This window comes from Taishania pollutisoli, from assembly GCF_014518315.1.
GTDB classification, from domain to species: Bacteria; Bacteroidota; Bacteroidia; order Flavobacteriales_D; family Crocinitomicaceae; genus Taishania; species Taishania pollutisoli.
This window is the reverse complement of the sequence record NZ_JACVEL010000013.1, coordinates 68,219-80,088: the sequence shown is the minus strand read 5'-3', so window position 1 is coordinate 80,088 and position 11,870 is coordinate 68,219. Positions and strand designations below refer to the sequence as shown.

Annotated in this window: 8 protein-coding genes; 4 read left to right on the top strand and 4 right to left on the bottom strand. The window is 41.3% G+C overall.

The genetic code is table 11. From position 1 onward, the window contains the following. Positions 1 to 135: 135 nt before the first annotated feature. Positions 136 to 615 (bottom strand): NDR1/HIN1-like protein, encoded by a 480-nt coding sequence (locus tag H9Y05_RS14625; protein ID WP_163489948.1) that lies wholly within the window; start codon positions 613 to 615, stop codon positions 136 to 138. Further along, positions 612 to 2,000, bottom strand: a complete 1,389-nt coding sequence (locus H9Y05_RS14620; RefSeq protein WP_163489949.1) for a dipeptidase — start codon at positions 1,998 to 2,000, stop codon at positions 612 to 614. Before H9Y05_RS14620 ends, H9Y05_RS14625 begins: the two co-directional genes overlap by 4 nt. Positions 2,001 to 2,153: 153 nt before the next feature. On the opposite strand from H9Y05_RS14620, the gene H9Y05_RS14615 reads away from it, so the two are divergent. The 3 genes from H9Y05_RS14615 to ppk1 all read left to right on the top strand — a co-directional run bounded on the left by H9Y05_RS14615 (position 2,154) and on the right by ppk1 (position 7,221). Next, positions 2,154 to 4,421, top strand: a complete 2,268-nt coding sequence (locus tag H9Y05_RS14615) for a choice-of-anchor L domain-containing protein (protein WP_216714709.1) — start codon at positions 2,154 to 2,156, stop codon at positions 4,419 to 4,421. 122 nt (positions 4,422 to 4,543) lie between these two features. Beyond that, a complete protein-coding gene (locus H9Y05_RS14610; protein ID WP_163489951.1) occupies positions 4,544 to 5,077 on the top strand; it encodes a hypothetical protein in 534 nt (177 codons plus the stop codon). A 65-nt stretch (positions 5,078 to 5,142) separates the two neighbouring features. Continuing rightward, positions 5,143 to 7,221, top strand: a complete 2,079-nt coding sequence (ppk1, locus tag H9Y05_RS14605; RefSeq protein WP_216714708.1) for a polyphosphate kinase 1 — start codon at positions 5,143 to 5,145, stop codon at positions 7,219 to 7,221. Positions 7,222 to 7,301: 80 nt separating this feature from the next. On the opposite strand, the gene H9Y05_RS14600 is transcribed toward ppk1, so the two are convergent. Then, the gene (locus H9Y05_RS14600) at positions 7,302 to 9,290 is read right to left on the bottom strand and encodes a T9SS-dependent choice-of-anchor J family protein (protein WP_216714707.1); all 1,989 of its coding nucleotides are present in this window, start codon (positions 9,288 to 9,290) and stop codon (positions 7,302 to 7,304) included. Between the two features lie 353 nt (positions 9,291 to 9,643). On the opposite strand from H9Y05_RS14600, the gene H9Y05_RS14595 reads away from it, so the two are divergent. Further along, positions 9,644 to 10,765 (top strand): heparan-alpha-glucosaminide N-acetyltransferase domain-containing protein, encoded by a 1,122-nt coding sequence (locus H9Y05_RS14595; RefSeq protein WP_163489954.1) that lies wholly within the window; start codon positions 9,644 to 9,646, stop codon positions 10,763 to 10,765. A gap of 1 nt (position 10,766) precedes the next feature. Here H9Y05_RS14595 and H9Y05_RS14590 read toward each other — a convergent pair whose 3' ends face one another. Then, entirely contained in the window at positions 10,767 to 11,864 is a 1,098-nt protein-coding gene (locus H9Y05_RS14590) for a DUF4886 domain-containing protein (RefSeq protein ID WP_163489955.1), read from the bottom strand. Positions 11,865 to 11,870 lie beyond the last annotated feature (6 nt).

The following is an 11,870-nucleotide window of genomic DNA, read 5'->3' as shown; positions in this document are numbered from 1 at the left end:
ACTACGGCGAACCTTTGAAGGTTCTGAACTATATGTCATATGAAATAAATTGTGTCAACTTATTTCAGGACGAGACAAATGGAAACAAAAAAAGCGTATCATTCGTGATACGCTTTTTTAATAAAGTGGCACATGTTAAAAAGGAAAACCACCGAAATCCAGGTCTCGGAGTGGAATTTCACGGGTTTCGTCGATTTTTTTTGACGCAGGGAAAATAGATACTTTTCCCTTTACCTTTCCAACAATGCGTACGGTTGCTGTTTTTTTGAGTGCTCCCGCCAGTAATTTGGGCAATGCTCCCTGGAGAACTTCAGCAGTTACGGGAACGGCAACTGTTGATTCGGAACGTTTGACAATCTTGATGCGTTCATCCAGTTTAATGATTCCGACATGACTGTCATTGATGTATAAATCAAAAACAGATGGCTTGATCTTTAAGTTGTATCCGTTTGGATTGTTCAGAATCGCATCAAAACTAATGGAAAGATTTCTACCTTCAATTTTTTTCAAATGAAAGTTCTCCGCCTCTTTGAATTCAACATTTTCGTACGAGCATGCGCTGAAAATGAAAAGAAGTAACAACAGGAATCCCCATTTTTTGATCAGACGTGTCATTTGTTCAACTCTGTAAAATGTTTGTAGAAATAAGGGATCGTTTCGATTCCTTTAAAGTAGTTAAAGACACCGTAATGTTCATTTGGCGAGTGAATGGCGTCACTGTCCAAACCAAATCCCATCATGATTGTTTTCAGGCCTAAAACCTTTTCAAACATTGCTACAATCGGAATACTTCCGCCGCTTCTCACAGGAATCGGTTTTTTTCCGAATGTTTGTTCATATGCCAGACTTGCAGCCTTGTATCCGATCGAATCAATCGGTGTTACAGAAGCTTCTCCGCCATGGTGCGGGTGAACAGCTACACGGACACTTGCAGGAGCAATGGATTCAAAATGAGTTTTAAATAATGCCGTGATTTCATCCGGGTTTTGATCGGGAACCAGCCGCATTGAAATCTTTGCAAACGCCTTGGATGCAATCACTGTTTTTGCGCCTTCTCCTGTATAACCACCCCAGATCCCGTTGACATCCAGCGTTGGCCGAATGGAACCTCTTTCCGGGGTTGAATATCCTTTTTCTCCATGTACTTCACGAATATCCAGTGCTTTGCAATACTTTTCCAGGGAAAATGGCGCTTTGGCCATCTCAGCACGTTCCTCATCGGAAAGTTCGACAACTTTGTCGTAAAACCCGGGAATGGTAATGCGGTTGTTTTCATCGTGCAGGGACGCAATCATCTGTGTGAGAATATTGATCGGGTTGGCGACACATCCTCCGTACAATCCTGAATGCAAATCACGGTTCGGTCCTGTAACTTCTACTTCTACATAACTCAATCCACGAAGACCTGTTGTGATAGAGGGAACATCATTGGCAAGCATTCCGGTGTCCGAAACAAGGATAATGTCCGCTTTTAATTTCTCTACGTTTTCCTTTACGAAAATAGCGAGGTTCGGGCTTCCTACCTCCTCTTCCCCTTCAATCATGAATTTCACGTTACAGGGAAGTTCATTTGAAGCAATCATTGCCTCAACAGCTTTCACATGCATGTACATTTGTCCCTTATCATCGCAGGCTCCGCGTGCAAAAATAGCTCCTTCCGGATGAATGTCAGTTTTCTTAATCACCGGTTCGAAAGGAGGACTTGTCCACAGTTCCAACGGATCAGCAGGTTGTACATCATAATGCCCGTAAACCAATACAGTCGGTAGAGCAGGGTCAACGATCTTTTCACCGTAAACAATCGGATAGCCTGCTGTTTGGCAAATCTCCACGGTTTCGATCCCGATACGTTTTAATTTATCAGCGATGACATCTGCCGTTTTATGTACATGTTCGCTATATGCTTTGTCTGCTGAGATGGAAGGGATTCTCAATAAATCCAATAATTCTTCCAGGAAGCGGTCTCTGTTTGATTGAATGAAAGACTGTGTTTGATTCATGGTATTTTATTTTTAGCAAAAGTGGTCATTTTCTATGAAAATTAAAAGAAAGTAGCTATTTTTGAGAGGCACCGTATTAATCGCGCAACCTTTACTTAAAAAATGAAGTCTTTATTTCAGGCTAAACACTTTTTTATATAAACGGTATACGATATGACGAAACTTATTACCAGAATTACAACGGTCGGACTCGCATTATTTTATTCATTCGGAATAAATGCACAAACAACGATTACTTATCAGAATACCATGAACCCGAATGATTTGGTTCAGAATGTATTACTGGGATTCGGTGTAACAGCTTCCAATGTTACATTTAATAATGATCCGGGAACGATGATGCAAGGAAATGCGAGAAGTTTTACTGCCACTAACTTCCCTTATTCGCAGGGAGTGTACATACGTACCTTAGGAGGAGATGATGTATCATCGGATTCTGATTTGAATGCAATCAGTACAAACGACATCACAAACGGAGGTATTTTAGAGTTTGATTTTGTCGCGGCAGGAAATAACCTTTCATTTAATTACATGTTTGCTTCGGAAGAGTACCCTGATTATGTGTGTTCAGAGTTTAATGATGTATTTGGTTTCTTTATTTCAGGTCCGGGAATAAATGGACCTTACTCGAACAATGCTGAGAATATCGCATTGATTCCGAATACAAATATCCCCGTTGCGATTAATACAGTAAATTCAGGAACTCCCGGAATATTTGGTACCGCATTTGATTGCGCGGCTCAGGATCCGAACTGGCAGTCCAATTCGGTTTATTATACAACACAGTATGCTACGTATAGTGGAGAAGGATACAACGGCGGAACGGTTAGTTTACCGTCTGAGATAACGCTTCAGTGTGGAGAAACATACCACATAAAAATAGCTGTTGCAAATGTTGGTGACGGAGCTTTAGACTCAGGAGTATACTTAGAAGCGAATTCATTTGTGTCAGATGCCGTACAAGTTGTTGTGGCTACTGTTACCGGAGATACAACTGTCTTCGAAGGATGTACGGATGCAAGCATTTACTTCATTCGCCCGCAAAGCCAGATCAATGATACATTGACAATTGATTATACAATCGGAGGAACAGCAACAATGGGGACCGATTACAACAATCTTCCGAACCCGATTACGTTTCTTCCGGGACAGGACACAATTATCGTTACCATCACACCTATTGCAGACGGGATTCCTGACAATAACGAAACAATTACAATTACAGCGCAAATCGTTAACGCCTGTGGAGATACAATTACATCTACCGGTACTTTGATCATCCTTGATTCCGTTGACCTGACATTAACCTATACCAATCCAACGGTCTTTTGTATAAATGATTCTGTACCCGTTCCGGTAATAGCCTCCGGAGGCTTTGGTCCGTATACGTATGAATGGTCCAATGGAGCTGTTGGAGATACCGCTTATTTGGCGACTGTTGATTCAGTTCAGGGGACAATTGAATACTATGTGACAGCGACAGATGCTTGCGGCTACACGGGGACAGATACCGTATTGGTTACTGTGGACCAGTCACTGGTTATTGATTCCATTCTCTCGACCCCTGCGACATGTCTGCCAATCGGTACCGTCGCCACCCAGACATTTCCGTATGGTGCTCATTTGCAAAATCCGGGAAATCAGAATTCGTATGATCTGACATTTGACTGGACATATGAACATGATACTACGTTTATTTTTCCGAACCAAAGTTCACTGAATAACTTATCAGGTGGCTGGTATTACCTGGAATTGACGGACAATGTTGCGAATTGTACAGTGAACGACAGCGTATTTGTTGATGTTGTTGATGTGCCTTTCGCCTCTGTTACTGCGGAACCGGGAGCAGGTTGTACTCCTTTGGAAGTGACATTCTCTAATTCCAGCCAGAATTCCAATCAATATTTCTGGGATTTCGGAAATGGAAATGGAACGGTGACAAATGATTTAAGTTCCGTGAATCAAACATTTGATGTGACTTCAATTGTACAGTTGGTGGCCTCCAATGGAGATGTGAACTGTAATGATACAACAACAATTTTAGTAGAAATAGTCACGTGCGGATGTACAGATCCGATAGCGATTAACTACAACATGGCAGCAGTAATTGATGACGGTTCATGTATCTATCCGAACCCTACAGTGACCGCGCCAAATGTGATTACTCTGAACGGTGACAATGTGAACGATGTATTTTTCCTGACAACTGAATATGCAGCTTCCATTGAATTAATCATTGTTGACCGATGGGGCAATGTTGTGTATAGCGGAGTAGGAAATCAAACAACACCACCAACTTGGAACGGACGAAATGCATCCGGGAAAATGGTGAGTGATGGTGTTTACTTTTACAAGTACACAATCGGAGGAATACTGGGAGAAGTGCTGGAGGGACATGGTTTCCTGACAGTTGTCAAATAGCAGTTTATAGATGTATAATTCAGAAACCAGGACCTTATGGCCCTGGTTTTTTCATTTTATAAAAACGGAATAATTTTTGGTTCGCAAACCTTGATTATATTTGTACCTAAAATCATAATGTTATGAAATACATTGCTATTGTTATTATTGGATTGATTGTTGCTTCCTGCGGAAGTAAAGTTCCTTTTACGAACCAGATCAAGGATGAATTCGGACTGGATGCGGAAACGCAAATGAAAAAAGTTCAGTTTTACATCTCTCAGACCATAATTCTTCAACGAATCCGACAATCCGGAAGCCAGGGGACGGCAGAAAACGGGGTGTTGGTAACCAATAAAAACAAAGAGGAAGATCGCGTGACAATTCAGGCACAAACACCTGCCGTTTTTGAAAGCTATGGAAAAACAGGTGAAATGATTATTCGTTTTGAGGTTGGACAAGGACGTGTGCTTTCGTTCAATGTCAGACAGGAAGGAAATACATCCAAATACTACCTGGTTGCAGCCTGGGATATGAACAGAGGAGGAGAATTGACGTACGGTAATGAAAAGTACACGATTCAATCTTCGGCTGGAAACGCTTACCTGATGGTGATGCTGAAAAAACTTCAGAAAACGAAGCGCAAAGATCGGGTGGTAAAAGGAATGAGAGTGTGATCCCGCAAAGGCAAGATTTAATCCAGGGTTAACATAGAAGGTCGTTTTTTTCAATTGCTTTGCACATGGAATTTTTCAATCGTGAATTGAGCTGGCTTTCTTTTAATGAACGTGTTTTACAAGAAGCATTAGACTCCAGAAATCCGGTAATAGAACGGATGCGTTTCCTCGGAATTTATTCCAATAACATGGATGAATTCTTTCGGGTGCGCGTGGCCAACCTGCGCAGGATGATTGCTGTAAGAAATAAGACCGTAACAGGTTTCAACAGTTCTCCCAAAGAATTATTCAATGAGATTCGTTTGATTGTTTTGAAGCAACAACGCCAGTTTGAACTCGCATACCAAAAAATTTTGCGGGAACTCAGTAATCACAACATTTTTCATATTCAGGAGAGCGATCTGAACGAGCAGCAGATAGCTGAGTTGAAATCCTATTTCAATTTAAAGCTGAAACACGCCATCGTTCCGATTATGTTGAATGCATCAACACCATTTCCCCGTTTAAAAGATTCCGGAATCTACCTGGCAGTGAAGATGACCAACCTGCGCTCTACCAAATTGCGCTATGCATTGATCAAAATTCCTTCTACGATTTCCCGTTTTTACCTGATGCGGGAAGGAGAAAAACAAATGGTCATTTTACTGGATGATATTATCCGGTTAAACCTGGATGCGATTTTTTCAATTTTCACCTATCATAAAATTGAAGCATATACGTTTAAGTTTACCAGGGATGCAGAATTAAACCTCGATGATGATATCGCGGTTTCTCTGAAGGAAAAAGTAGAACATAGCATTAAGCTGAGGAAAAAGGGAACGCCCGTTCGTTTTGTATATGATCAGGACATGCCGCACGATCTCCTGGAATATTTGTTGAAGAATCTGAACCTGGAATTCGGGGTCAATACCATTGCAGGAGGAAGGTACCATAACTTCAAAGACTTTATGTCGTTCCCGGATTTTGGAAGATCGGATTTTGTCTATTCTCCATTACCACCATTGAATCATCCTGCACTGGAAGGACAAAAAAGCCTTATTAAAGTGATTCTGAAGCAGGACGTAATGATTCATTACCCCTATCAGCGGTTTGATTACCTGGTCGATTTGATTCGTGAAGCGGCGATCGATCCGCGGGTGAAATCCATTAAAATCAACGTGTACCGGGTAACCCGTGACTCACAGGTATTAAAAGCATTGATGAATGCCGTTAATAACGGGAAGCAGGTAACCGTTTTCCTGGAATTGATGGCCCGTTTTGATGAGGAAAATAATTTGTATTGGTCTACCCGTTTGAAAGAAAGCGGTGCAATTGTCCTGCATGGAGGACAGGATATAAAAGTACACTCCAAACTGATCCAGATTACCCGGATGAATGGCAATAAAAAGCAATTTATTACACACGTGGGAACAGGAAATTTCCACGAACGTACAGCGCGTATCTATGGAGATTTGAGTTTAATCACCGCGGATGAAAAAATAGGAATGGAGGTTGCCAAAGTTTTTCAGATCCTGGAAAGCGAAACACCCAATTTAAACAGGAGATTTAAAGAATTACTCGTCTCACCGATCAATACCCGTACCCGCATCATTAACCTGATAAAAAATGAGATTCAGGCAGCAAAAAGGGGAGAACGGGCAGAGATATTTATCAAACTGAACAACCTGACGGATACGGAAATGATCGAATGGTTGTACAAAGCAAGTAATGCAGGAGTTAAAATTAAAATGATTATCCGGGGGATTTGTTGCCTGGTACCAGGAATCCCGGGGCAGTCTGAAAACATTGTCGTGTATTCGATCGTCGATCGCTTTTTAGAGCACGCCCGGATTTTGAAGTTTTACAATGGGGGGGAGCACGCTTATTTTATCAGTAGTGCTGATTGGATGGAGCGGAACCTTGATAAGCGCATTGAAGTAACCTGCCCGATAAAAGACCCGGTTTTGCAAAAAGAACTCGACCTGATTTTTGATTACCAGTTAAAAGGGAATGCCAAGACGCGAATCATCGGAAAATTTCAAAAGAATAAATACCGGAAAGTAGAAAAGAAAATATTTCATACGCAATTGGAATTGTATAATTTCTACAAAACTCAATGGGAGAAACACGATGCAACTCCTGAAAAAGAATTCTTGTTGATGTAAGGTTTTAATATATCCGGAACAACTATTGAAAAAGGCTGCCCGTTTTAATGAGCAGCCTTTTCTGTTAAGGGGTTAATCCGTTATTGTTTCACAATACGGGCAATGCGTTCTGTATCATTTCCGGAGATTCGAATCAGGTAAATACCATTTTCAACTCCCGTTAAGTCAACAGTCGTTGTGGTCGCTTTGATTGTTTCCTGTTGGCGAATAACGCGTCCGTTTACATCCATTACTTCGTAGGTATAACCATTAGCAGGAAGACCGGCAATTTGGAACTCTCCATTGGTTGGGTTCGGAGCAAGTGTCATGTTTTCCAATACAACGTCTTCCAATCCTAAGTAGTCGCAATTTTGAATGTTTACCAAAACCTGAGAAGTATCTGGTCCGCAAACGCCATTGTCAACAATATATTTGTAGATCGATTGTCCTTGTAACGTTCCTGTCTGGAAATACGAGCTTGCCATCGGGCTTCCGTCAGGGGCATACCAGGTACCTCCTGCATCAATGTTTCCTCCCAATGCACCAAACAAATCAATTTGTTGATTTTTACACGTTGTAATCAATCCGTTTTCTCCTGCAGAAGAAGGATTGAAAATATTGATTGTTGCAATTGTTGTATCTGAAGTACATCCGGTTGTTACGATATAATTGAATGTATATGTTCCATTCAGCGGAGCTACATTCAACATTGAACCATTGATCAGGCTTTGAAGTGCATCGTTTTTCCATTCTCCGTTTGTATAATCAGAAGTAATGACATCACCAAGATCGATTGTTCCGTCTGTACGACAGGCATCAATATCACCGTCTATCCCCGGATTCGGAGTACAGATGTCAACACACACATCGTCAATCATCAGTAACCAGCCATCTTCACCCCCTGCAGGTACATGAAATGCAATATACACATCACCGGAGTAAGCACTTAAGTCAACGGACGCCAATTGGTATTCTTCATTCGATGCGATGGTCAATGGCATTACTTCTTCCGTAAAATCGCTTGCACTATTTCCGGTTGTTGATAATAGTACTCTGAAATCATTCGGCTCATTGCTTGAATAGACACGGTAATAAAAATTCATTACTTCGTTACCTGTAAGTGTCATGGGAGGAGTTACTAAATAATCATCATTTGCACCACTGTTATAGTCGGTGTAAATCGCCGCAGTATACTCTCCGGTACGGGCAATGTTATCTCCCCAGGCATCGTTATTAAGGAATGTCCACATGTATTCATTGTAGCCATACCATGATGGGGCGCCATCTCCGTTTTCATCAATAACAGACCAACAGGCAAGATTCGGAGAATCGGTTTCGAAACTTTCACAAAAAGCAATTGCAGGAATTGCTGCGCATGCTGTCAGCACCGGAATGGTCAGATGATAACTTTCATCACCGGAACCGCAATCTGCAATAACGAGAATATCATAGTCTGTGTTCGGGTCTAAACCGGGAATACTGATCGACGGAGAAGAAACGGTTTGCGTACCGATTCCTGACCCGGGCGTAAATCCTGCTTCTCCCCATTCTACAATCCAGGATGTTTCTGTATCTCCTGCTGTCCAAGAAACATCAGCAGAAGAGCTGGTAACGGCATCAACAATTCCGTTAACAGGCATCAGACAGGTTGGTGTTGTGTAAGTAACCTCCAACTCCAGGCCTATCTGTACTTCTTCTGACCAAAAATCCATATCCACAGAGGTCACAGTAATCGTGCTCGCTCCGGTAAGATCATACCCGATCATATCTATTGCACATCCTTCAGTAATCACATCTGAACCGTCCACATTCAGTGTAAAACCAAAATAATCTCCACAGTAAGTATCATCTCCGTAGGTATCTACCCCGTAAAAGTCAGAGATTGTGATACTTTGTATCGGTTGCCCCTGGTTGATCGTTAAGTTACCACCGGATGTAGTGACAACAATTGTTGTAGGATCGTCATCGTTTCCTGTGGCAGTGAATGATTGAGTGCCAACAGATTGGGCATTTGACGAAAAAATCGCCCCCATGGTAAATGCCAGTGAGAAGAGTTTCCACGCAAAGGGTTTCATGTAGTTTTTTTGCATAATGTTTATGTTTAGCAGTTAATTTAACCGATTAAGATAAGGGTTTCATGCTAAAATGCCAAATAGATTTGAGTCTATTGTTAGAATCCTAATTAAGCTTTTTTATGTAAAATTTTAATGATTATTCAATAAAAAACGTTTATTTTATGATTAGTTTGATGTTATAAGTATGGGATGTAACCTTGTAAAGTCAAATTAAAATGATGCATCATTTTTTAGACAACAGGATGCCTTATTTCACTCTGCTAATGTGCGGCAATTGTATAAAAGTAAAAGAAGCGAAGATGATTCACATCAATTTTTCTTGAAAATGGAAATAGTTTGTACATTTGCTCCTTAATTTAATCAATTAAATGAACAACCAGTCAGTCGAACTTCCCTTAGCAAAAAAGCCCCGGTTGATGTTTATAGACATGGCGCGTTCCATCGCCATATTGTTAATGCTGGAAGGCCATTTTGTCGACGATTCGTTAATGCTTGAATACAGGGATCTCAATAACCCGATTTATGCGACCTGGTTGTACATCCGCGGTTTTACATCGCCTATTTTCTTAACGGTAACAGGGCTTGTTTTTATCTATTTACTCTTGGGTAAACGGGAAGAACCGTATTTTTCTAACCTGCGGGTGAAGAAGGGATTTAAACGCTCGCTTGAATTGCTGTTTTGGGGATTTGCACTGCAATATTATGCATTTCATGTACTCCAATGCATCGGAGTCGGGATATTCTCCATTCTGATCCTTTTCGGAATCTATAAGTTGATCAGAGTCATTCCGCTGTGGATCTATTATTTTGTTGCAGGAACCTTGTTGTTCGGGTTTAATCTTTACCTGGATCAATTACCGGAATTTGGAGTGTGGCCGGAAAATGCACCGTATGTGATCCAAAACATGTTTCACGGCCCCGGACACCGGGCAATTTTCCCGATTGTTCCATGGATGGGATATACCATGTACGGAGCCATGCTGGGAAGTTTGCTGCACGATTTTAAAGAGCAGGTAAAGACATGGAGAGCTCCGTTGATAACAATTACAATCGGTTTTATTTTCTACTTGTTCTCCAAACAAATCCTGGAGGGGCTGGATCAATTAATCGGAAGTCCGTTTGTGCTGAATCTTGGTATTCTCGATTGGCTGTACATGCGCTTTGGAATGGTGTTGATTGCATTGAGTTCGCTAATGATTATTGAAAAACTGATCGGAGATATTAAACCCAACTTGTTTATTAAGGTAGGACAGAATACACTAACCATTTATATCATTCACATGATGGTGTTGTATGGGAGCCTTACCGGATTTGGGTTGAACAGATTGTTTCATCACCGGTTGAATCCATGGCAGGTAACACTCGGAGCGTTGCTGTTCATCTTACTCTTCGTAGTTTTCGTAAAATACCTGGATCAGATTAAGTTAAAACTGGATTTTATTCTCGGTCCGATCAGGAGATTTTTTAACCGTATTTACGGAATCAAATAACTCAGATTTTTTTCTTAATACTGGTATCCCGGGTCTGTGGCTTCGATGCTTGTGGTGTTTTGGGTTGATAAGGTTCCTTGAAGTACACATTTTTATAGATGATGCGCTCTCCACAGCCGTCTTCCAGTGTCAGTTTTACCTTGTATTCTCCAAATGTTTTGTAATAATGTGTCACCTTTGATTCACTACTGGTGCTGTCTCCGTCCCCGAAATCCCAACGGATTCCCGTCGATTTAGGGAAGTTGGCAAAACAACTCACCTCAAATTTGCCGTCTTTCGTAAACCGGTATAGTACATCGACAATGTCCCGGTTCAATTTGTATTCTGCCAGGTGATTTTTAATATAATCGTATGCCGTTTTTTGAATAGCCAAGGCTACCTTGGTGTCCAGTCCAGCCGCATATCCTCCTTCCGGACTAGATCGGAAAATGGCAGAATAAAAGGAGGAAGCAACGACATACGAACCGATTTTGGTCGGATGGTGCTCGTCTTTTTGATAAAGTCCGAAATCCGGGTAGTTTTTGCGGACTTCTTTCCAAACGTTACCTACCGGTACAATCGCCAGGTCATATTTTTCCGCCAGGTAGCGATAACCGCTTTCAATGGAGGCGCTCATTTCTTCATACGTACCGATCTCGTTCATATACGCATAGCCGTTTTCATATCCCCATGTCATGTACAACAAGAGTTTCACGCACGGATTGTTTTTGTGTAAGGTATCTACAATTTTCTGAAAATACGGTATCACCGCAGTGTCGATGTGTTCGTTGCCGTAACTTAATTCACGGCTGAATCCCTGCAGAATGACATAATCCCATTTCGCTTTGTTGATATCTTCATACAAGTCCGGGCGTTCCGAGTGCATGTGAAACGTATGATTACTTTTTGCACTCATTACAACATTTATCTTAATATTCTTTGAAATGGCCAGTTTTTCAAACATCACAGGCATGCTGTTCATATGGGTGAAACTATTTCCGATGAACAATACGTTCATCGGTGGAATTTCCTGTGCGTTAACGGTTGCTGCTCCACCGCAAAAAAAGGCAGCCAATACTTTAAAAAATTTACGCAACAATGCCATTTTAATCTTATCCATAAACAG

Coding starts and splice junctions, on each gene's coding strand:
- H9Y05_RS14625 (WP_163489948.1), bottom strand. CDS start 615: ATGACACGTCTGATCAAAAAATGGGGATTCCTGTTGTTACTTCTTTTC.
- H9Y05_RS14620 (WP_163489949.1), bottom strand. CDS start 2,000: ATGAATCAAACACAGTCTTTCATTCAATCAAACAGAGACCGCTTCCTG.
- H9Y05_RS14615 (WP_216714709.1), top strand. CDS start 2,154: ATGACGAAACTTATTACCAGAATTACAACGGTCGGACTCGCATTATTT.
- H9Y05_RS14610 (WP_163489951.1), top strand. CDS start 4,544: ATGAAATACATTGCTATTGTTATTATTGGATTGATTGTTGCTTCCTGC.
- ppk1 (WP_216714708.1), top strand. CDS start 5,143: ATGGAATTTTTCAATCGTGAATTGAGCTGGCTTTCTTTTAATGAACGT.
- H9Y05_RS14600 (WP_216714707.1), bottom strand. CDS start 9,290: ATGCAAAAAAACTACATGAAACCCTTTGCGTGGAAACTCTTCTCACTG.
- H9Y05_RS14595 (WP_163489954.1), top strand. CDS start 9,644: ATGAACAACCAGTCAGTCGAACTTCCCTTAGCAAAAAAGCCCCGGTTG.
- H9Y05_RS14590 (WP_163489955.1), bottom strand. CDS start 11,864: ATGGATAAGATTAAAATGGCATTGTTGCGTAAATTTTTTAAAGTATTG.